This window comes from Picosynechococcus sp. PCC 7003, assembly GCF_001693255.1.
Taxonomy (GTDB): Bacteria; Cyanobacteriota; Cyanobacteriia; order Cyanobacteriales; family MRBY01; genus MRBY01.
This window is the reverse complement of sequence record NZ_CP016474.1, coordinates 1051215-1070904: the sequence shown is the minus strand read 5'-3', so window position 1 is coordinate 1070904 and position 19690 is coordinate 1051215. Positions and strand designations below refer to the sequence as shown.

At 51.0% G+C, this 19690-nt stretch carries 18 protein-coding genes and 1 pseudogene; 8 read left to right on the top strand and 11 right to left on the bottom strand.

Annotated features, from left to right (window positions below; all coding sequences use genetic code 11):
* Nucleotides 1-175 precede the first annotated feature (175 nt).
* Together AWQ21_RS05165 and AWQ21_RS05160 are read right to left on the bottom strand one after the other, a co-directional pair.
* Nucleotides 176-802 carry a hypothetical protein gene (locus AWQ21_RS05165; RefSeq protein ID WP_065713610.1) on the bottom strand — a complete coding sequence of 209 codons (627 nt, stop codon included), beginning with the start codon at nt 800-802 and terminating at the stop codon, nt 176-178.
* Nucleotides 803-936: 134 nt separating this feature from the next.
* A complete protein-coding gene (locus AWQ21_RS05160) occupies nt 937-2772 on the bottom strand; it encodes a PhoX family phosphatase (RefSeq protein ID WP_065713609.1) in 1836 nt (611 codons plus the stop codon).
* Nucleotides 2773-3289: 517 nt separating this feature from the next.
* Between AWQ21_RS05160 and AWQ21_RS05155 the strand changes: the two genes are divergently transcribed.
* The 3 genes from AWQ21_RS05155 to AWQ21_RS05145 all read left to right on the top strand — a co-directional run bounded on the left by AWQ21_RS05155 (nt 3290) and on the right by AWQ21_RS05145 (nt 6050).
* Nucleotides 3290-4858 carry a photosystem II high light acclimation radical SAM protein gene (locus AWQ21_RS05155; RefSeq protein ID WP_065713608.1) on the top strand — a complete coding sequence of 523 codons (1569 nt, stop codon included), beginning with the start codon at nt 3290-3292 and terminating at the stop codon, nt 4856-4858.
* Nucleotides 4859-4966: 108 nt separating this feature from the next.
* Complete coding sequence (locus AWQ21_RS05150) at nt 4967-5707, top strand: SPOR domain-containing protein (RefSeq protein ID WP_157094700.1); 741 nt, start codon at nt 4967-4969, stop codon at nt 5705-5707.
* Between the two features lie 52 nt (nt 5708-5759).
* On the top strand, nt 5760-6050 hold the full coding sequence (locus AWQ21_RS05145; protein ID WP_065713606.1) for a cupin domain-containing protein: 291 nt from the start codon (nt 5760-5762) through the stop codon (nt 6048-6050).
* Here AWQ21_RS05145 and rsmA read toward each other — a convergent pair.
* The 4 genes from rsmA to AWQ21_RS05125 all read right to left on the bottom strand — a co-directional run bounded on the left by rsmA (nt 6035) and on the right by AWQ21_RS05125 (nt 10832).
* Complete coding sequence (gene rsmA, locus AWQ21_RS05140; protein WP_065713605.1) at nt 6035-6856, bottom strand: 16S rRNA (adenine(1518)-N(6)/adenine(1519)-N(6))-dimethyltransferase RsmA; 822 nt, start codon at nt 6854-6856, stop codon at nt 6035-6037. The genes AWQ21_RS05145 and rsmA overlap by 16 nt on opposite strands.
* Before the next feature lie 59 nt (nt 6857-6915).
* Nucleotides 6916-7506: a precorrin-6Y C5,15-methyltransferase subunit CbiT gene (gene cbiT, locus AWQ21_RS05135; protein WP_065715228.1), complete on the bottom strand. Its 591-nt coding sequence runs from the start codon at nt 7504-7506 to the stop codon at nt 6916-6918.
* Between the two features lie 22 nt (nt 7507-7528).
* Nucleotides 7529-8476: a prolyl aminopeptidase gene (gene pip / locus AWQ21_RS05130; protein ID WP_065713604.1), complete on the bottom strand. Its 948-nt coding sequence runs from the start codon at nt 8474-8476 to the stop codon at nt 7529-7531.
* Between the two features lie 73 nt (nt 8477-8549).
* Complete coding sequence (locus AWQ21_RS05125) at nt 8550-10832, bottom strand: ATP-binding protein (RefSeq protein ID WP_065713603.1); 2283 nt, start codon at nt 10830-10832, stop codon at nt 8550-8552.
* Between the two features lie 263 nt (nt 10833-11095).
* Between AWQ21_RS05125 and AWQ21_RS05120 the strand changes: the two genes are divergently transcribed.
* The gene (locus AWQ21_RS05120) at nt 11096-11785 is read left to right on the top strand and encodes a hypothetical protein (RefSeq protein WP_065713602.1); all 690 of its coding nucleotides are present in this window, start codon (nt 11096-11098) and stop codon (nt 11783-11785) included.
* 78 nt (nt 11786-11863) lie between these two features.
* On the opposite strand, the gene ftsH4 is transcribed toward AWQ21_RS05120, so the two are convergent.
* Together ftsH4 and trmB are read right to left on the bottom strand one after the other, a co-directional pair.
* Nucleotides 11864-13741: an ATP-dependent zinc metalloprotease FtsH4 gene (gene ftsH4 / locus AWQ21_RS05115; protein WP_065713601.1), complete on the bottom strand. Its 1878-nt coding sequence runs from the start codon at nt 13739-13741 to the stop codon at nt 11864-11866.
* A 175-nt stretch (nt 13742-13916) separates the two neighbouring features.
* Nucleotides 13917-14561: a tRNA (guanosine(46)-N7)-methyltransferase TrmB gene (gene trmB, locus AWQ21_RS05110; RefSeq protein ID WP_065713600.1), complete on the bottom strand. Its 645-nt coding sequence runs from the start codon at nt 14559-14561 to the stop codon at nt 13917-13919.
* 143 nt (nt 14562-14704) lie between these two features.
* Between trmB and AWQ21_RS05105 the strand changes: the two genes are divergently transcribed.
* Both AWQ21_RS05105 and larB read left to right on the top strand, forming a co-directional pair.
* Nucleotides 14705-15142, top strand: a complete 438-nt coding sequence (locus AWQ21_RS05105; RefSeq protein ID WP_065713599.1) for a DUF2996 domain-containing protein — start codon at nt 14705-14707, stop codon at nt 15140-15142.
* A gap of 33 nt (nt 15143-15175) precedes the next feature.
* A complete protein-coding gene (gene larB, locus AWQ21_RS05100; protein ID WP_065713598.1) occupies nt 15176-15946 on the top strand; it encodes a nickel pincer cofactor biosynthesis protein LarB in 771 nt (256 codons plus the stop codon).
* Here the strand turns inward: larB and AWQ21_RS05095 are convergent.
* A complete protein-coding gene (locus AWQ21_RS05095; protein WP_065713597.1) occupies nt 15943-17073 on the bottom strand; it encodes a PP2C family protein-serine/threonine phosphatase in 1131 nt (376 codons plus the stop codon). The two genes, larB and AWQ21_RS05095, sit on opposite strands and share 4 nt — an antisense overlap.
* Nucleotides 17074-17122: 49 nt before the next feature.
* Here AWQ21_RS05095 and AWQ21_RS16695 point away from each other — a divergent pair.
* Nucleotides 17123-17509 (top strand): annotated as a pseudogene (locus tag AWQ21_RS16695) (ATP-binding protein); the annotation flags it as partial.
* Between the two features lie 42 nt (nt 17510-17551).
* The gene (locus AWQ21_RS05090) at nt 17552-18379 is read left to right on the top strand and encodes a sulfurtransferase (RefSeq protein ID WP_065715227.1); all 828 of its coding nucleotides are present in this window, start codon (nt 17552-17554) and stop codon (nt 18377-18379) included.
* Nucleotides 18380-18420: 41 nt separating this feature from the next.
* Here AWQ21_RS05090 and bchM read toward each other — a convergent pair whose 3' ends face one another.
* Both bchM and AWQ21_RS05080 read right to left on the bottom strand, forming a co-directional pair.
* Nucleotides 18421-19116, bottom strand: coding sequence for a magnesium protoporphyrin IX methyltransferase (bchM, locus tag AWQ21_RS05085; RefSeq protein WP_012306536.1), 696 nt, complete (start codon nt 19114-19116; stop codon nt 18421-18423).
* A gap of 69 nt (nt 19117-19185) precedes the next feature.
* A complete protein-coding gene (locus tag AWQ21_RS05080) occupies nt 19186-19671 on the bottom strand; it encodes a CYTH domain-containing protein (RefSeq protein ID WP_065713596.1) in 486 nt (161 codons plus the stop codon).
* Nucleotides 19672-19690 lie beyond the last annotated feature (19 nt).

Sequence of the window (19690 nt, the reverse complement as noted above, 5' to 3'; positions counted from 1 at the left end):
ATAGTGCAATGATTTGGCTTTATTTTTTTTAGTCTATTTAGGTAATTAGGTGTCCAAGGTAGAAAAGTTAATTACAGTTAAAGAAATGGCTTTTTTTAGATTAAGTTTTATCTGGGATCTCAACGGATTATTTAGGGTTGCTCGAACCCAATAAATTCTGGGCGATCGCCGCCGTCTAGCTAGGGGAATACAACTCTAGCTTTTGTTTCAAGCGGGTTTGGGCCTCAAACAGGCTTGGGTAGGCTTCCCCCCGGCGGGTATGGTGATCGTAGAGGAGATTTTCACCGGCGAAATGATCTGGATCGCAAACATAGCTGATCAAATTTAACCCCAAGGCCCGATTTTCAAAGATCAACACCGGAAGCAATGATGGGTCGGGCACTGCATAGCCAAACCGGGCGATCGCCTTTTCAGCCACCGTGATCCCAATGGTCGTTTCATCGCCCCAGAGAATCTCACTTCCAAGAATGGTCAAGGCGTAGAACCACAAGCGATCGAGGGCCTGCCAGTCCGTTGCCGTGGCCCGTTGGGTCAAACTTTCCCAGCGACTGGGGTCAGGTTTTAATAAAGTCGCAAAGGCCGTCACCAAACCGTGGCTGGGTTGATAGCCTTCAGCGGTGCGGTGTAAGAACACTTCAACGTAATATCCCCGGCGCGGTTCCCGACAAATGACCTTGAGGCTCCCCTGGGCATTGGCAATTTCCCACCAAAGCAGTTGCAAAGGCTCGCCGTAGGCTTGGGTACAAACCCGTTGGAGCTGGACTTCTGGGTCTTGACCCGTGGCGTGAGTCGTTGGGGACATGGACAAAAATTTGGCAATCAACAAAGCACAATCCAGCTTAACCCCTTGGCCGATAAAAAGAAAAAGTCACCCCAGGGTTAGATCGCCGAGGTGACTAAGCCGTAACGCCAAATCTTAACTAAATCGTCCAAGGGCTATGAGCCAACGATACCGCCATCTTTACGGGTGATGACCACGGTGCTATCCCGGGGCACCATGCCACTGCCTTGGGGGGCTGGGAAATTAGTGGCGGCAGGGTTACCATCGCCGGGATGCTGCACGTTAATAAACATAGTGCGCCGCTCTGGAGTGACTGTAATGCCTGTCACCTCGCAGTCTGTCACCCCGGTAAAGAGACGCCGGATTTCCTTAGTATTGGTATCAGCTACAAGCAATTGGTCATTTAAGCCGTCCTTTTGGGCACCATCGGTTTGGATAAACAGGCGGCCATCGGGATCCGCCCACAGCCCATCGGGAGAGGCAAAAGATGCTTCGGTGCCATGGGTATCTTGGGCGATCGCAAAAATATCCCAGGTGAAGGTTGTCCCCACATGGCGATCGCTATCCTGCCAGCGAATAATGTGACCATCGGGATTCGGTGCCAGGGGATTTGCCGCATCGGCTTCCGTGCGACGGCTGTTGTTGGTGAGGGCACAATAAACATTTTCTTCGGTGCCAACGGTGATCCATTCCGGACGATCCATTGGTGTTGCTCCAGCCGCATCTGCCGCTAAGCGAGTATACACAAGGATTTCAGCTTGGTCTTGGAATTTTCCTTGTAAGGCTGGGTTATCCATGATGAGGGGCAACCATTCTCCAGAGCCATCATCATTAAACTTGGCAACGTACAGTTGACCTTCATCGAAAGGACTGATGCCCCGCGCCCGCATGGACTGCCAATTGTTCGCCGAAACGAATTTATAAATGTAGTCAAAACGTTCGTCATCGCCCATGTAGCAAACCACGCGGCCACCCCGACCGACGACCACTTCTGCTCCTTCATGCTTAAAGCGACCGAGGGCTGTCCGCTTAATGGGGGTCTGGTTGGGATCCATTGGGTCAATTTCAACGACCCAGCCAAAGCGATTTTCTTCGTTTTTGTAAGCTGCCTTGGACAGGTCAAACCGCTCGTCATAGTTTGCCCAGCCATAGCGAGAACTGCTGGCGAGGCCGTAGCGGGCCTGGGCTTCGGTGGCTGTCCACTCCCCAGTGGCCCCGAAGTAGGTGTTGAAATTTTCTTCGCAGGTGAGATATGTTCCCCAGGGAGTGTGACCATTAGAACAGTTATTAATCGTCCCTTTGGGAGAATTCCCCGCTGCCGTTTGTAGGAGGGGATGATTCGCCGCCGGGCCACTGAAAGCCATGGGGGTATTGGCATGGATCCGACGGGCATAGTTACTGCGCACCACTTCCCAAACGCCACGATTATTTTTCTTGATCTCAACGACGGAGGCACCATGGGCATGTTGGGACAATCGCACATCCTCAAGGCTGGCTGGATCTGCTTTACCCAGGACGTGTTCGTTGATGCCAAATTCATGGTTAATCGCCAACAAACCATGGTCATTGTTGTTGCCAATGGGGAAAAACCACATCCCATCGTGGCCGATGCCGATTTGCTGGGCTTGTTCCTCGGCGGTAGGCCGGGTGTTGGGATCGCCATTGTATTCGGGGCCACCGGGTTGGATGGGAGTCCCCCAGGGGATCAACACTTGGTATTGGTAGTCGCTGGAAATGCTCGGTATGGGGCCATTGCCTTGGGCCAGGGTTACGGCATTGAAACCGAGGAGAGGGCTCGTGTTCCGTTGGGCAACTTGGGTGGCGGCGGTGCTGGGTTTGAGGACGCTATTGCCGGCGATCGCCCCGATAAAACCAGCAGCGGAGAGCATCATGCTTTTTTGGAGCATACTCCGGCGGGAGAATCGCGCCTTGAGAATGTCTTGGAAAGGGCGATTATTTGAATAATTACTTCTGCCGTCGTCGTGAATCATGATTGTAGGGTGCTTAGTTTACAGCATCTCAAAGATGTTTTAAGGAAGGAATATTTCAATTTGCCCCCGACCATTGGGTTTGAATTTTGAGTGTTTTACACAAAAATTCATGCCATTTTTTTATGGTAAATTAATTCTTGTAATACACTTTCATTCAAATAAAAATCCTTGAAAAGCAAATGCTTGAAGTTCTTTTTGGCGTTTTGAAATAAGAGCTTTATCTACAGTTCAAGGAAATCGGATCAGCGCAAATGGGCAACCATAAAAGATATCGATTACAATTATCTCTACTTGAATTAAGCGTCAATTAAGATTATTTAGCTAAAACTTTAAGTTTTCTTTTAATCTGTTTAAGAAAAAAGCAGATCTGTTGGCTTTGAAATCGACAATTACGATGCATTTGAGGGTTGTCCATTTTTTGAACAGGCATTCGTCATCACCCCAAGGCGATCGCCCCGCTGCGGATTTTCCCTATAATGAGAGTTAACTTATGTAACAACGCCTGCTCATTTTCACCATGACTCAGCGCCTCCTCTACGTCCGCCTCCCTTGTAACCCGATCTTTCCCATTGGCGTGGTGTACCTAGCAGATCATGTCCATAAGCTCTTCCCGAACCTTGAACAAAAGATTTTCGACCTGGGGGCCGTACCACCCCTGGATTACAAAAAAGCCCTTGATGACTGTATCGCCGCTTTCAAGCCGACGCTGTTAGTATTTTCCTGGCGTGATATCCAGATCTATGCCCCCGTGGGTGGTCGGGGCGGTAATCCCCTACAAAATTCCTTTGAGATTTTCTACGCGAAGAATCCCTTCATCAAGTTAAGGGGAGCCTTCGGGGGACTCAAGGTGATGGCGGCCTATTATGGCGAACTGTGGCGCAACCTAGGACTCATTAAGCGCGGCCTCCAAAAAGCCCAACAGTATAACCCCGAAGCACAAATGGTCGTTGGTGGAGGGGCTGTCAGCGTCTTCTACGAACAACTCAAAACCGCGTTGCCCAAAGGGGCGATCGTCTCCATCGGCGAAGGCGAAACCCTCCTAGAACGCCTACTCCGGGGCCAAGACTTTAGCGATCAACGCTGTTACGTTGTGGGCCAAGCAGAGCTACGGCCCGGCATGATCCACGAAGAACCCACCCCCATCGAAAAAACCGCTTGCAATTACCAGTACATTGCTGAAATCTGGCCGGAGTTTGATTATTACCTCCAGGAAAACGATTTTTACATTGGCGTCCAGACGAAACGGGGTTGTCCCCACAACTGTTGTTACTGTGTCTACACCGTCGTCGAGGGGAAACAAGTCCGGGTCAATCCAGCGACCGAAGTGGTGGCGGAAATGCGCCAACTCTACAATCGGGGAATTCGCAATTTTTGGTTTACCGATGCCCAATTTATCCCAGCGAAAAAATACATGGATGATGTGGTGGAACTGCTCCAGGCGATCCGCGATTCGGGCATGGACGATATTCACTGGGCTTCCTATATTCGCGCCGATAATTTGACCCCAGAAATCTGTAATCTGATGGTGCAAACGGGGATGAATTATTTCGAGATTGGTATCACCAGCGGCTCCCAGGAACTCGTGCGAAAAATGCGCATGGGCTACAACCTGCGGCGGGTACTGCAAAATTGCCGAGATCTCAAGGCGGCGGGCTTTAATGATGTGGTCTCGGTGAATTATTCCTTTAATGTCATTGATGAGACCTTTGATACGATCCGCCAAACCATCGCCTACCACCGGGAACTCGAAAAAATCTTTGGGGTCGATAAGGTAGAACCCGCCATTTTCTTTATTGGCCTCCAGCCCCACACCCACCTCGAACAATATGCCTTTGATCAAGCGGTGCTGAAGCCAGACTACAACCCCATGAGTTTGATGCCCTGGACGGCGAAAAAACTTCTATGGAACCTGGAACCCCTCGGTTCTTTCTTCGGGGAGGTGTGTCTCGAGGCTTGGCGGCAAAATCCGAATGATTTCGGTCGGGAAGTGATGGCGATTCTGGAAGCTCGTTTGGGGCGATCGCCTTTGGAAGAAGCCTTAACGGCAAAAATTGTGTCCCAAAAGCCGACCCTCATACCAGTTTGAATTTTCAACCTCGACGGGGCTTGGGGTTAGCATTTGCGTTTGGCCAAATCTTTACTAAGATTGTCAAAAAAGCCTATTTACCCCGTCTGTTTACGGAGGAAAAGATCGGTGTCGAAGTCTTGCCCTAATCTGTGTCCCCTATTGGCTGTTCTTGGGGGATTTGTGCTATTTTCGCCTGGGGCGATCGCCCAAGAAATTTTCACCTTTGAGCCGTTACCCCCTGTGCCCCCAGTGATTCCCCTCTGGGAAGAAGCTCCGGCCTCAGAACCTGTGTTTTACGATGGCTTTGAATCGACGGCAGCCCCTGGCCAAGAATACATTTTTGAGGCTCCGACCTCCACGATGACCACGACGACGCCCTCCGCATTTGTCACCCCGGCGTCGAGACCAAGCGCCCGCTACCGGGTTGAAGTAGTCGGATCTAGCCCCTTGATGTTGGCAACGGTGCGCCAAGTGGAACCAACTGCTTTTGTGAAAGGCGATCGCATCCAAGCCGGTTTATTTTCTGAGCGAGAAAACGCAGAAACCCTCCGGGCCAACCTCCAGGCCAGTGGCATTGCCGCCCAGATTACGGACATGGATGCCGGGGATGCGTTTGTGGCCAGCAGCCCCCCAGTCGTTAGCAGCCATGGTGGCTATTTCATCGCGATTCCCAGCCGTGGCCAGGGCCAAGATATTCAAGATCAATTGCGGCGTATGGGCATCCAACAGGATTTGATCGAAGCCAAAAGCGCTCCCAGGGGGCCTCACATTGCCATCGGGCCTTTTGCCCAACGGGAAGAGGCAGAGTTAATGAATGTGCGAGTCCGACTGATGGATCTCGATGGTCGCCTGTATTTCCAAAACTAGCTTTCCTTTAAAATCGAAACGCCCTTGATTTGTAGTCTTTTTCAGAAAAACCATGGTTACAACAAACCAGCAATCCATTCACATTGAACGTCAACCCAGCCCAGCACGGTTAGCGGCACTGGGGGTCAACACCTGGGGCATTTGGACGAAGGAAGTCTCCACCTTCCCTTGGTCTTACGATGAGGCGGAAACCTGCTATTTCCTTGAGGGGGAAGTGACTGTAACTCCAGAGGGCGGCTCCCCCGTCACCATGGGCAAAGGAGATCTTGTCACCTTTGCGGCGGGCCTGGCCTGTACCTGGGACATCACCCAGCCCGTGAAAAAGCATTATTCCTTTGGGTAATCATTCAGGCGATCGCTCAGGGCAATCCACTGCAACAGATCCACTTCTTCTCCCCTCGCCTGGGGGCTAATGTCGAGATCGGCAAAAATCGGGTCAAGAATATCTGGACTGTAAAGGCTTTTGAGGTTATTGCGCAGCATTTTACGCTTACTGGCAAAGCCCACCTTGATCAGGGTTGCAAGTAGTTTCGGGTTCTGGGCTGGCTGGGCGAGGGGCCGGGGTCGCAGGCGCACCACCACCGATTCGACCTTTGGTTTCGGGTAAAAGGCCTTCGGGGGAACGACACAAACCGTTTCACAATCAGCGAGATATTGCACCCGCAAAGTCAAGGCCCCAAAAGCTTTAGTACAGGGATGGGCCACTAGGCGATCGCCCACTTCTTTTTGGATTAACAAAACAATGGACTCAAAGGGATTTGGGTTTGGTCGGTCAATGGTGCCCAGGAGCTTCTCTAAAATCGGCCCCGTAATGTTGTAGGGAATATTCGCCACCACCTTGCGGGGGTTCTGAAATTGGGGAAAATCCCCTAAAAATTCATTAATATCTGCCTGGAGATAGTCCGCTTCGAGGAGTAAAAAATTATGGCGATCGCCATAATTGTTGACCATATACTTGCACAGATCCCGGTCAATCTCCACCGAGAGCAAGGCTTCTACTTGAGGCAATAAACGGCCCGTTAAGGCCCCTTTCCCTGGCCCAATTTCTAAAACCCGGTCTGTCGGTTGCAGGTTTGCCGCCGCGACAATCTCATCTAAAATCCGTTGATCCGTAAGCCAATGTTGACCAAATCGTTTGCGGGGGCGCATTGTCTTTTTTTGATTACTCCATCGAAGCCAGGGGTTTATTTTACAAGTATTTCTCGCCCCTAAATTTTTTCCCCACTCAAGATAAACATCGGGTCTACTGCCGCAAATACCTGACGCATCCCCTGGGTTTCCAAGCGATTAATTGCCGCCTGAACCACCTCCACATTCCGGGCCTGTAGTTCCGAAAAACCCTCCGAAAGCTGATAAAGCTGTTCCAAATTGGTTGCCATCGCCACCGCCCGGCCCCCTTGTTGTAAACAGTGCCAAGCCTCACTCAACAGAATTTTGATCGGTTTCCCCCCGCCGAGGCAAATACGGTCTGGCTTCGTGGCAATCTGGGCAAAACACTCCGGCGCGTTTCCCTCAATCACCGTAATATTGTCGGTTTGAAAATGCGCACAATTGCGCCGTACTAAATCTGCCACTTCCTCATCCCGTTCAACGGCGATCACCTGGGCTTGGGGGCACAAAAGGGCGACTTCAACAGAAATTGTCCCCGTCCCAGCCCCAATATCCCAGAGCACAGAATTCGCCTCCATCCGCAGGGCCGAGATAATCAAAAGCCGTGCTTCCCGTTTTGTCAGGGGAATACCCGGTAAACGTTTAAACAGGTGATCCGGAATGCCAGGGGTTTGGTAATGCCAAGCCATAAATGCTGCCAAAAGATAAAAACTATAGGGTTGCAAACACATCCGTTGCGTTTAGTAATTCCGTTTGAATGCCCGGTTCAAAGGCCGAGTGACCTGCCTCAGGCACCAGGACAAACTTTGCCTCCGGCCAGGCTTGATGGAGTTCCCAGGCACTGGTCATCGGACAAACCACATCATAGCGACCTTGGACAATGACTGCTGGTAAATGACGGATGCGATCAATATTTTCTAGGAGTTGGTTTTCCGTGGCGAAAAAACCTTTATTCACGAAATAATGGCATTCAATCCGGGCAAAGGCCTCGGCAAATTCGGGGCGCGCAAAACTCACTTTACTGGCCGCCGACGGAATTAACCGACTGGTGCTACCTTCCCACACAGACCAGGCCTGGGCTGCTTCCAAACGAATTTGGGGATCGGGGCTGGTTAAGCGTTTGTAATAGGCACCCACGAGATCATGGCGCTCTTCGGGGGGAATGGGTTTGAGGTAACTTTCCCAAGCATCGGGAAAAATTTCGCTGGCTCCGTATTGATAGAACCACTGGATTTCCTTTTGACGGAGCATAAAAATTCCCCGCAGGATGAGGCCAAGGCAGCGGTCTGGGTGGGTTTGGCTATAGGCGAGGGCGAGGGTACTGCCCCAACTGCCACCAAAGATAAACCATTGGTCAATGGCGAGGTGGTCGCGTATTTTTTCGATATCAGCCACCAGATCCCAGGTGGTATTTTCCCGTAGTTCTGCCCTGGGGGTACTCTGGCCTGCACCCCGCTGGTCAAACAGAATAATGCGCCACTGGTGCGGATCAAAAAATTGGCGATAGATCGGGGGACAGCCGCCGCCGGGGCCACCATGGATAAAGACGACGGGTTTGCCATCTGGATTGCCGGATTCTTCGTAATAGAGGGTGTGGAGGTCGGAAACAGGGAGTTTGTCGCTGTGGTAGGGGTGGAGAGGGGGGTATAGGTTGCGCATGGCCGAGGGTGAGGGGTGGGCGTAGTTGGATCGTGCTAGAAACAGTTGGCGATCGCCTTCTTTTTTTGCTGTTCTAAAGAGTATTGGCGAGGTAGTGGCGGGTGACGTAATGGTTCACCATGTCAATCAGTTTTTCACTGTGGATCGGCTTGGGGAGGTAATCTTGGAAGCCACGTTTTTGTAATTTTTGCCACTGATCATCGTTGAGGCGATCGCCCGTCAAGAGAGTGGGGATTTGTTGGGTTTGGGGGGCCATTTTGAGGCTGTCGATAATGTCTTCAATTTGAATTTTATGTTGGTGGGCATCGAGAATCACTAAAATCGGCTGGAGAGCACTAATCTGACGGCTGGCAATTTCGCTATCGATCAGCCAAATCACTTGGTAGTTCGTCGCCGTTAACAACTCACAAATCAGGGTCGCCATTTCTTCATCCTGGGAAACCAGCACAATGGTGCCGCCTTGGTTACCGCCCACACTCCCCTTACCCACGGGGTGAAGATTGCGGGGCACTTGGTTGGGGATGCGGACGGTGAAGATAGAGCCTTTTTTGGGGGTGGAGGTGACGTGAATTTGTCCCTGGTGAATTTCGACGAGCTGTTTGACGAGGGCTAAACCAAACCCCGCCCCATCGTAGCGACGACTCATGGACGGTTCGAGTTGCTGGAACTGCTCAAACAGGAGGGGAATTTGCTGGGGGGGAATGCCAATGCCCGTGTCTTTGACCTGGAAGATGACATCCTGTTGTTGTTCCCGCCAAAGGCTAAAGGTGACTTCACCGCCGTGGGAGGTAAATTTGATGGCATTGGATAAAAGGTGACTGAGGATTTTTTCGAGGCGAATGGGGTCGGCGTAAAAAGAGTCTTGTTCTGGTTCTAGCTGATTGATAAATTTGAGGCTGATCCCCTGGCGATCGCCTAATTCTTGGAACCCATTGAGAACCCGGTAACACAATTGCTTCAGGGAAAATTTCTGTAAATCCAACACAGATCGGGCCGCTTCCGTTTGGGAAAAATCAAGGATATCTTGGAGCAGATTGCGTAATCGAGTGCCGCTTTCGTGGATGGTCTGGAGGTAAACGCGCTGTTTTTCGGGGGAGAGCTTTTTGGGATTTTCGTCGGCTGTCCAATAGCTGAGGGTATTGGATAGACCAATGATCGACGTGAGGGGGGTCAAGAGCTCATGGCTCATGATGTGGATAAATTCTTTTTTCGATTGGCTGGCCACCTGGGCGGAGAGGAGAGCATCTTCTAGTTCCCGGGCGCGTTGTTGGGCGAGGGTCTCAAGGCTAGTTTTTTGTTCGCGGAGTTGCTGGTAAGACCGGGCTTGGAGGATGGCGATCGCCAAATATTCCGCCACATGGGATAGAAAAGTAACTTCATTTTTGCGCCAGCGGCGGGGGCTATGGCATTGGTGAGCGATGAGCAAACCCCAGAGGCGCTGCTCGACGATGAGGGGCACCACCAACTTCGCCTTGACCTGCATTCCTTGGAGCTGTTGTTTAAAACAGGGACTGAGGTTCGGTTGCGTCTCAATATCATTCACCGCCAAGTGCTTACCCTTGAGGTAGGCATCCTTGATCAGTTGATTGTTCGTCAGGCATTCATCTTGGTCGAAATGCAACAGAGAAGAAACTTTTTCTGAGGACACCACTTCAAAGGTGACCCGATTTACAAAACGCTCTGGATCCGCCGTCGGTAAATCGAGCTGATAAACCAGCAGGCGATCAACCCGTAATAACCGTTGGGCTTGTTCGAGGGCCATGCGCACCGTCACCATCAGATCTTGGTTTTGGTAGATGCGGTGGGTGACATTATTGAGAATTTTTTCCTGCTCTAGGCGCTGGCTCAGCAACATATTGAGGGGCTGGTTTGGCACCACCGCCTCCTCTGGTACGGTTTCTTGAATGGACGGTGATCGCACAATCTCCAGGAGACCCACCATCAGATCCGGCGGAATCGCCGAGCGTTGGGGCAAGATCTTTTTTCGCAGGGCCTTCAATTGGGGAAAGTCAATATGACTACCGAGGAGGGTCGCAATGAGGGGGGCGATCGCCTGGGGGTCAAATACCATAGAAATTTCATATTGTCCCCCTGGAGCTGATAGCGCTTCCGGAGAAACTGCAGCGGGATCAATGGCCTTAGCCCACAGCAGGGCCGTAAAATCCGTTTCGATGAGGAGATGAAAAACGTCGTAATCGAGGGCCAGTCCTGCCTCTTGTAATTGGGCGCCACTGATATATAGGCGATCGCGGGGATCGATGCCGATGCCAAACCGCCGCCAAAGATGACACAGCTGTTGCAGCACATTCCAGGGGGCAGTCCAAGAAATATCGGGAGTGATGGCGTTAAGAATCATGAATTACGTAAAGAGACCAATCAGACAGATCTCGTTGCTGTCTAGCATGGCCCTAATTTTCGACGGAGGCTTTAGATCTAAGCTTTTCTAAAGAAAGTTTATGGCAAGCTGAGGGGTTGCCAAAAGAATCTTCGTGTCTTGAGACGAAACGTGTCAAGGGCAGAGGATGATCATGCCTGACTTGGCGACAGGTATTTTTTCGGTAGGATGATATCATACAAGGCTTTTGCCTTCCTTTCGCGCTCCTATTGTAGGTTTCGCCGATGTTCTATTGTTTTCAAAACCGCATCTCTGCCCAATCCCTCTTCCCATTGGCCCTCGGTTTCGCCTCTAGATCTTGTTGGAGTCTGGTGGGCTTAGTTGGTTTATTAAGCTCGATGTCCCCCCAGGCGATCGCCCAAGTGCCGCCCCAATTGACCTGTGATTACGCCGAGCCTCCCCAGGATCCAACGATCACCCCAGAAATGTCTTGCATGCTCCGTTTCGATGCCATTGAAATTAATGGTCTTGAACCGTTGAGTTCTGGTCTTCCTCCCAGTCGTTATTCCTGGTTTATGCGCCAGGCTGAAGATCGCACCGAACTACTGATCCCTTTTTTATTTAGACAAAGTCCCACCCCAAGCACATTGGATCTCTTAGTGGTTGGTCAAAATGATGTGGCGATCGCCCCTCTGTTTAACTTGCGCATTTCCCAACAGGATTGGCAACAGAACCCCAACATCAAACAGTGGGCTAGTTATTATCCTGAAGTAGATGTCCTCCTGAATCTCAGTCAGCCCGTCGCGAGCAACGAAGCCGCAACGTCGCCAGCCCCGACAAATCCAACCCCAGAGACGATTACACCACCCCCAAGCGAAGGACAAATTCCCGATGCAGGGATTCCTGCTTTACCTAGCATGCCTGCCCTACCGGAAGTAGAAGACGTAACTCCCCCAGAAACCACCACACCATAAAAAAGTTCCCATGGCCATTGGGAAAGCCCTGGGAAATGATGTTTTTACATTTCTAAATTGCTGTTAGAGATTTGGGGCCTAGGCCGAAATCTGGGCTTCAGGTTTGACGGCTTGGTTTAAGAAGCCTTGGAGTTCTTCTCCTTCGATGACCTCTGTATCGAGGATTTTTTGGGAGATTGTTTCGAGTAGATCTCGGTTGGCCCGCAAAATGGCGATCGCCTGATCATGGGCTGTCTCGACAATTTCTTTGACCTCTGCATCGATGGCCTGGGCCGTCTCATCACTGACCATGCGGCGGGGATTCATCATGTTTTCACCGAGGAAATTATTTTGGGAACCCCGTTCATAGGCGAGGGGGCCGAGGACTTTACTCATGCCGTAGGTGGTGACCATCCGTTCGGCGAGATCCGTGGCCCGTTGCAGATCATTGGCGGCACCAGTGGTGATCGAACCAAAGACAATTTCCTCTGCTGAGCGGCCTCCGAGTAGGGTTGCAATCTGATCACGCATTTCCCGTTCATCCATTAAGAAACGATCTTCCGTCGGCATTTGTAGGGTATAACCCAAGGCTGCCATCCCACGGGGCACAATAGAAATTTTCGCAACTCGGCCTCCCCCAGGGAGCAACGCACCGACGAGGGCATGACCGACTTCGTGGTAGGCCACAATTTTCTTCTCCTTATCCGACAAGACCCGACTTTTTTTCTCCAGGCCGGCGACAACCCGTTCAATCGCTTCTGAAAAATCTGCCTGGGTCACCTTCTCGCGCTTATTGCGGGCCGCCAGTAGGGCCGCTTCATTGACGAGATTGGCCAAATCAGCCCCCGCAAACCCAGGGGTACGGGTGGCAATTTCTTTTAAATTAACTTCGTTGTCGAGTTGGACTTTGTTGGCGTAGATTTCGAGAATTTTTAGACGTCCGCCGAGATCCGGGCGATCCACTAAGACCTGGCGGTCAAACCGTCCGGGGCGGAGCAACGCCGGATCAAGGGTTTCAGGGCGGTTTGTTGCTGCCAGCACGATTACGGTGGCATCTCCCACCGAGAAACCGTCCATTTCAGTTAAGAGCTGGTTGAGGGTTTGCTCCCGTTCGTCATTGCCCCCCATCATGCCGCCACTGGCCCGGGATTTGCCGATGGCATCTAATTCATCGATAAAAATAATACAGGGCGCTTTTTTCTTGGCTTGTTCAAAGAGATCCCGCACCCGAGCCGCCCCAGCCCCAACAAAAAGTTCGACAAATTCAGAGCCAGAGATGCTAAAGAATGGCACGCCAGCTTCGCCAGCAACGGCCTTCGCCATGAGGGTTTTACCGGTTCCCGGAGGGCCGACCAACAATACCCCCTTGGGAATTTTGGCACCGATCGCCGTGTAACGTTGGGGAGTTTTGAGAAATTCAACAATTTCTGTGAGTTCAGTTTTCGCTTCCTCGACACCAGCCACGTCATCAAAGGTAATCTTTGTGGCTTCCTCCTCGACATAAACTTTCGCTTTGCTGCGGGTAAAAGAGAGCGCTCCCCCTGCTCCACCGGCACCGCCAGCACTGCGACCAATGAAAAATTGCCAGATTAAGACAAAAATAATTGGCGGGATCACCCAACCCAAGATATTGCCGAAGAAATTATTTTTTGGGGGGGGCGCGGCAAATTCAACGCCACTGGCTTCGAGACGTTTGGGGAGATCGAGGTCAAAAATGGGGGTTGTGCGGAGAATTGTTCCCTGCTGTTCTTCCCCTTCGGCTTTGAGTTGGTAACGAATTTCGCGATCGCCAACGGAAGCACGGGCCACCTGACCATCTTCTACTTGATTGATAAAGAGACTGTAGGGCACCTGGGGAGTCGGATCACCAAACAAATTAGGGAAAAAGGCATTCACCAGGAAAAAAAGTCCCGTCAGCCACAACAAAATGGAGCCAATTTGCCTCGTTCGAGAGGGGGGGTTGTCTTTGATGCTCATAGCAATGTTGTCCGCAGAAAGCTTTGTATCCCCCCATTGTAAAGATCGGCACATTTTTGAGACAACGCGGTTAACCGAAATCAACGGTTCGGCTTAGGACTGGGTAATTTGTGTTAGGGGACTAAAGTCTCGCTAAAAAATTTAGGCGCTTTTGGGGCGATCGCCCAGGTACCCTTTATGTAGTGCCTTTTTTGTGTAAGAGAAAACGGTAGACAGGCTCGCCTTTATTGGCCGTGGCGACTTCCCGTTCCGTCGGCACTGGAAATATATTCTCTTGCAGCCAAAACGCATCATGGGCGAGGACGAAGGTTTCATGCTCCAGAAACTTTTCTCTCATTTCCAAAGCAACTTCTTCTACATCCGACTGGCAAAATAAAACCAGCTTTTGGGGCGTATGTTTCGCCAAAATATCAACTAAATCTGGTTGCACAACCCGGCGTTTGTGGTGCTTTTTCTTAAACCAAGGATCGGGAAATTGAATCGTGATCCAAGTTAAGGTTGCCGTCGGTAAGGAGTCCAACAGCACTTGGAGGGAGGTATTGATATTCGCAAAAACATAGTGGAGATTTTTCAGCCCCAGTTGATCCCGGATTTCGTTGGCATCGTCTACTAGGGGTTCGCGGATTTCTACGCCAACAAAATTACGTTCTGGAAACCGCTGGGCCATCTCTAAAATAAACCGCCCCCGCGCACAACCAATATCAAGATGTAAAGGGGCTGTCAGATCAGCAAAAATGTCTGACCAATTTGGCATTTGAAACACCTGTTGATACTTATCAGTTAAGGGATTGACATGCTGTCGAACGCGCGATCGCCCCACGAACTCACTCCTTTAAAAATGTCCAACAAAAAAATTTGTCATCCCATTGTGCCACGTCCCCCACGCTAAACTTGGATATGCTTAAATGAAAAAGAGCAAAACCCCTTTGCCCTTCGTGAACCCTCTCAACTTTTCGGCAGATTATGGCAGAAACAACCGATCCCAAATCCAAAGCAGCCCCCGCCGCGAAAAAAAAGGAAAAGCCCCCCGCTATAGAAGAAAAACCCTTTGGGGAGTTTATTGAAAATCATTTTCTCCCGGAGCTACAAACTACCCTCAAGGAAAATGGCATCGGGGACATGGGTCTCAAGTTTATCGAAACGAATATTCCGATCAAGGGTTTAGAGTCCCAAGTCTGTTGGCAGCTTCAAGGGAGTTGGCTCAATAACAAGCGGCAATTTATCCTCTATTTCATTGATGCAGACATCAAAGGCCAAAAGGCTTGGTCTTTTGCGACGGATGGGTCCCCCCACAGTACCCTAGAGTCTTTCATGATCGATGAACGTCGGGTCAATCTCCCCTTGATGGTCGGCTATGTGCTCCAGCGGCTCAATGGCCAGAAGTGGCTAGTCCTCAACTAGGGCGCGGCGCGATCTTTTCCTACAAGGTTATTCATGAGCGATCCTGAGGCCCTCAAACAGTTACTTGAAGCGGTGGCCCAGGGGGTAGTCAGTCCCCACAATGCTTTGATAGAGCTTAAGTACCTGACCTTCGAAGCGGTGGGTGACTTTGCAAAAATTGACCACCACCGTCAATTGCGCACGGGCTTTCCGGAAGTGATCTGGGGGCCTGGTAAAACACCGGATCACATTGCCCAGATTATGCGAGCGATGGGCGATCGCCACCCGATTGTCATGGCGACGCGCATTGATGTGGAGACCTATCATCAACTACAGCCCAAGGTGCATAACCTCACCTATTTTCCTGAAGCGCGTATCTGTGCCCTCATTCAGGAACCGCCCCAGGTGCGCCATCGGGGGACTATTTCGATTTTGACCGCCGGTACCGCCGATTTACCCGTGGCCGAAGAAGCTGCTGTCACTGCAGAGTTATCGGGCTTTGCGGTCAACCGTCTTTGGGATGTGGGCGTGGCGGGGATCCATCGCCTTTTGAGCCATCGCCATGTGATCGAACAAGCGGATGTGTTGATTACGGTGGCGGGCATGGAGGGGGCTTTGCCTAGCGTGGTGGCGGGTCTTGCCGATTGCCCTGTGATTGCGGTGCCCACCAGTGTTGGCTATGGGGTGAGTTTCGGGGGGGTATCTGCCCTCCTGACCATGCTCAATTCCTGTGCGGCAGGTATCGGTGTGATGAATATTGATAATGGCTTTGGGGCGGCAATCTTGGCGGGACAAATTCTGCGGACAGCGGCGAAATTGCGCTAGAGGGTCAAACGGAGGAGTGAAAAGTCGTCTTCGAGGTGATTTTGGTGGAGGCGATCGCCAATACTTTTGACCAGGGGCTGGAGAGAATCGCCCTGGAACCGCTGTAGGAAGTTCAAAAAAAGATTCCATTGCTGCTTGTGGTTGATCGCCGCCGTATTTTCATAGACCCCATCACTAAACAGATACAAACGGGAATTAAACGGCAGATAAAGGCTGTGTTCTTCATAGACACTGAGGTCGGGGGGCAACATCCCAATGGGAAACCCCTGGGCTTTCAGCAATTGTGGCGGTTCACCGGTATTGGGTTTCACTAGCACCGCTGGGGGATGGCCTGCGCAAGCATAGGTGACGATCCGGTCATCCACGTCATAAACCCCGTACCACATGGTGAAATATTGTTCTTGCTGTTCAAGAAATTGACAGGTGCGGTTGAGGTGATTCAAAACAGCCTGGGGGCTACGGTAATCGAGGCCTTTGGTCTTATTCCGCGATCGCAGTAGGTTCAAAATGCTAATGGAAGGAAGCGCCGCTTTGAGGCCATGGCCCGACACATCCAAGAGATAAAACACCAATTCCTGGGGACTCAGCCAAAAATAATCAAAGCCATCACCCCCTAATTGAGAGGAGGGAATAAAACAGCTATCGATCCGTAAGTGATCTCGATAGAGGGGGTCTGGCAAGAGGGATTTAACGTATTGGGCCGCCTCGGCCAGTTCCGACTCTAAGGCGCGTTTCTGGGCAGTCAAATCCTGGGTGAGACGACAAATCCGCAGGCCAGATCTAACCCTAGCTTCTAGTTCGTGGCTACTAATGGGTTTACAGAGAAAATCATCGGCTCCTGCATCTAAACCCATTACCTTATCTTCAACGGCATCGAGGGCACTCAACAAAATAAAAAAAGTAGTTGACAGGTCGGGATGTTGTTTCACGGCTTGGCAGACTTCAATGCCGTTCATTTCCGGCATCATCCAATCGGAAATGATGAGATCGGGCTGGGTGGCGATCGCCAAGTCCAATCCCGTTTTGCCATCACTCGCAGTGGTGACTTGATAACCCTTACGCTTGAGGGTCCGTTCTAAGAGAACCCGCATCGCAAGGTCATCATCAATGACAAGAATCTGAGGCATTACTTAAGTTAAACTACCAAGGGAGAATATCCCTTTTTATGGCTGTACTTTGGCTATCTTAGACCAATTTCAATTCCAAATTCCCAGCGATACGGCTCAGTTAGATCCGCTCCTCCGACGCTGTGAGGCTTTTCAGCTGCGCCATCGCCTTGCTAGCCAAGATTGGCTCCAGTGCAAAATTGTGATCGCCGAGGGATTTACCAATGCTGTGCGTCACGCCCACGGAGAAGATCTCAAGCAGTGCCAGATCACCGTTGAACTTTGTCTCAGTCACCATAGCTTAGAAATCCGCATTTGGGACCACAGCCCCACCGTCTTTGATTTAGAGCAATATTACGCCACCCAACAACACCAGCAAACGACCCTAGAAGATGCGGGCGGTCGTGGCATGATGATTCTACAGAAGGTCGCCAATCACCTCACTTACCGCCGTGATCCCCAGCGGCAGCAGAATTATTTACATATCGTTAAACATCTAATGCCCCGTTTGTCTTCCCATTTCATCACTGTTGATCAATTGGGCGATCGCCTAGATGATCCCAACCTTGTGATTGTGGATTGTCGTTTCCGACTGAATGACCCGACCTGGGGGGAAACGCAATACCAGCAAGGTCATATTCCGGGGGCTTATTACCTGCACCTCGACCGGGATCTCTCTGGCCCCGTCCAAAAACATGGGGGGCGGCATCCCCTACCTAATCCTGAAGCCTTTGGGCAGTTGCTTTCTCGCCTCGGCATTGAGCGCAATCGCACCGAAGTGATTATCTATGATGATTTTCACTGTGCTTTTGGGGCGCGGTTTTGGTGGTTGCTCAAATACTATGGCCATGACAAGGCCCGCCTATTGGATGGTGGCTTCCCGGCTTGGCAGAATGCCCAAAGGCTTGTTTCCAGTGACATTCCTGATTTTAAGCCCGGTCAATTTGAGCCAAATTTACAACCCCAGTTGGTTATGAATCGTCAGGATTTACTAATCGCGACGGACAATCAACGGCTGGTGATCGATGCTCGGGATGGCGATCGCTATTTGGGCAAACTTGAACCTATTGATCCGATCGCCGGACATATCCCTGGGGCACTCAATGTCCCATGGAAGCAAGTTACCGATGCCCAAGGGTTCGCCCAATCACCGGAAGCACAGCAAGCCCTCTGGAAAAACCTCTCCCCTGAGCAGGAGATTGTGCTGTATTGCGGCTCCGGGGTCACGGCCTGCGTCAACTGGCTCTCTTTGGAACTTACCGGCCACCATAACCTGAAACTATACCCTGGAGGCTGGAGCGATTGGTGTTCCTATTTAGCCCCCTAGGCCGACGAAAATCTCCTTTCCAGGAAAAATTTAGGGAGATGTTACCGGAGGCGGACTGCTTCCAACAGGCGAGAATAATAAAAACGGGTGCTGGTCATTTCGGTGCGGGCGATCGCAAAACCGTTATCAATTAAGATTTGGCGGATATCCTGTTCCTTATGTTGGTAAGCACGGGTGGTCTTACTGGGGCCAGGGAAAAATTCACCAATTTTTTTGAGGATCGTCAGCCAAAACGTTTTTGGCGCAAAACTGAGAATCAAGCGATCTTCACTGAGGGAGGCCAAGTGGGCAATCATTTTTGCCGCATCCTCGGTGGGGTAGTGAATCAGCACATCTAAGCAAATTACCGTGTTGTATTTGCCGCTGATGCTTTCAAGATCTTTGGTCTCAAACTTGAGATTAGGGGTGTTGCCAAAGATTTTTGCGGCCCGTTCCTGGGCTTCACCAACCATTTTTTCAGAAATATCGCTGGCGTAGATCGAGCGCGCACCAGCCTCCATCAGCGGGATACTGAGACTACCAACCCCACAGCCAGCGTCACAAATGCTTCTGAGGTTGAGATTTTGATCGGCCTTGAGCCAAGCCACCACTTTATCAATGGTTTGTTGGTGCCCGACGCGGATATCAGCCTGGACTTTGTTGACATCCCCATCACCATAGATGCGTCGCCAACGGTCAAAGCCCTTGGCATTGAAATAATCTTTGACGATGGTTTTGTCATTGAGGGAGGAGGTCATGGCGCTTTGGATTCAAAAAAATTAAAGGATTTTGTTATCGATCCAATAATGTAGCAGCTTTGGGAAACCCTAGGGGGATTGTTCTGTGGGGGACCATTGACAGTAGGGATAGCTAACAAGATTGGCATTGTAATAGCGGGGCTCGTGGCTCACTTCAGGGCCAATCCAATTGGGTTTTGGGAAGACTTGATCGGCAGTGGTGAGTTCAATTTCCGCCAGGATTAAGCCTTGGTTCTCGCCGAGAAATTCATCGACTTCCCAGAGGAAATTATCGAGGGGAATGCGGTAGCGAATTTTTTCAATCTGGGGGCGATCGCCAAGATGTTCTAGCATCTCTAAGGCTTCAATTAGGGGAATCGGATATTCAAATTCCAAGCGCCTGATCCCTTCGGTTTTACCTTTAATCGTCAAAAAAGCCTGCTCTCCGGCAATGCGCACCCGCACTGTTTTTTCGGGGGTTCGTTGGAGATAGCCTTGACGATAGGGAATCCCCGGGGCGAGATCCCGCCAGCGATCGCCAATCACGAGAAACTTTCGTTCGATTTCTTGGGGCATAGCGTGAAAACCTGGACAA

Bases quoted from the DNA above. Each gene is read 5' to 3' on its own strand.
- pip (WP_065713604.1), bottom strand. From the start codon at position 8,476: ATGCGCAACCTATACCCCCCTCTCCACCCCTACCACAGCGACAAACTC.
- AWQ21_RS05160 (WP_065713609.1), bottom strand. From the start codon at position 2,772: ATGATTCACGACGACGGCAGAAGTAATTATTCAAATAATCGCCCTTTC.
- bchM (WP_012306536.1), bottom strand. From the start codon at position 19,116: ATGACCTCCTCCCTCAATGACAAAACCATCGTCAAAGATTATTTCAAT.
- AWQ21_RS05125 (WP_065713603.1), bottom strand. From the start codon at position 10,832: ATGATTCTTAACGCCATCACTCCCGATATTTCTTGGACTGCCCCCTGG.
- AWQ21_RS05155 (WP_065713608.1), top strand. From the start codon at position 3,290: ATGACTCAGCGCCTCCTCTACGTCCGCCTCCCTTGTAACCCGATCTTT.
- AWQ21_RS05105 (WP_065713599.1), top strand. From the start codon at position 14,705: ATGGCAGAAACAACCGATCCCAAATCCAAAGCAGCCCCCGCCGCGAAA.
- cbiT (WP_065715228.1), bottom strand. From the start codon at position 7,506: ATGGCTTGGCATTACCAAACCCCTGGCATTCCGGATCACCTGTTTAAA.
- AWQ21_RS05165 (WP_065713610.1), bottom strand. From the start codon at position 802: ATGTCCCCAACGACTCACGCCACGGGTCAAGACCCAGAAGTCCAGCTC.
- AWQ21_RS05080 (WP_065713596.1), bottom strand. From the start codon at position 19,671: ATGCCCCAAGAAATCGAACGAAAGTTTCTCGTGATTGGCGATCGCTGG.
- AWQ21_RS05095 (WP_065713597.1), bottom strand. From the start codon at position 17,073: ATGCCTCAGATTCTTGTCATTGATGATGACCTTGCGATGCGGGTTCTC.
- AWQ21_RS05145 (WP_065713606.1), top strand. From the start codon at position 5,760: ATGGTTACAACAAACCAGCAATCCATTCACATTGAACGTCAACCCAGC.
- AWQ21_RS05120 (WP_065713602.1), top strand. From the start codon at position 11,096: ATGTTCTATTGTTTTCAAAACCGCATCTCTGCCCAATCCCTCTTCCCA.
- ftsH4 (WP_065713601.1), bottom strand. From the start codon at position 13,741: ATGAGCATCAAAGACAACCCCCCCTCTCGAACGAGGCAAATTGGCTCC.
- larB (WP_065713598.1), top strand. From the start codon at position 15,176: ATGAGCGATCCTGAGGCCCTCAAACAGTTACTTGAAGCGGTGGCCCAG.
- AWQ21_RS05090 (WP_065715227.1), top strand. From the start codon at position 17,552: ATGCCCCGTTTGTCTTCCCATTTCATCACTGTTGATCAATTGGGCGAT.
- rsmA (WP_065713605.1), bottom strand. From the start codon at position 6,856: ATGCGCCCCCGCAAACGATTTGGTCAACATTGGCTTACGGATCAACGG.